Raw genomic sequence first — 545 nt, forward strand, 5'->3', positions numbered from 1 at the left:
TAGCGAGTATGCGCAGCTTCGTATGCGCCAGGATGTTCCCGATCGAGCTGTCCCCGTGACGTTATGCCCTGCTCATCGACCAGTGCGCGAATGGTTTCTTCCGTCCACTTACTTGGCGTCCGTACTTTTACCGGCAACAATTCATCCAGCAGATCGGGGTAGCGCAAACGTGCGGCCGCGTATGCGCCAAGACTTTCGCGCTGGAGCTGCGTCCGTGACGTTATGCCCTGCTCATCGACCACTGCNCGAATGGTATCTTCCGTCCATTTGCTTNGCCGGCAACAATTCATCCAGCAGATCGGGGTAGCGAGTATGCGCAGCTTCGTATGCGCCAGAATGTTCGCGCTGGAGCTGCTTCCGTGACGTTATGCCCTGCTCATCGACCAGTGCGCGAATGGTTTCTTCCGTCCACTTACTTGGCGTCCGTACTTTTACCGGCAACAATTCATCCAACAGATCGGGGTAGCGCTTCCGCGCAGCTCCGTATGCGCCAGGATGTTTGCGCCGAAGCTCGGCGCGCGAAGTAAGCCCCTCCTCTGCAACCA

Annotated in this window: 1 protein-coding gene; it reads right to left on the bottom strand. The window is 57.6% G+C overall.

Features of this window, described 5'->3' with window-relative positions; all coding sequences use genetic code 11:
• Positions 1–242, bottom strand: a 242-nt coding sequence (locus tag A3709_RS19675; protein WP_156507872.1) for a hypothetical protein, incomplete at its 3' end; no start/stop codon positions are given.
• Between the last annotated feature and the right edge of the window lie 303 nt (positions 243–545).

This window comes from Halioglobus sp. HI00S01, assembly GCF_001635445.1.
GTDB classification, from domain to species: Bacteria; Pseudomonadota; Gammaproteobacteria; order Pseudomonadales; family Halieaceae; genus Halioglobus; species Halioglobus japonicus.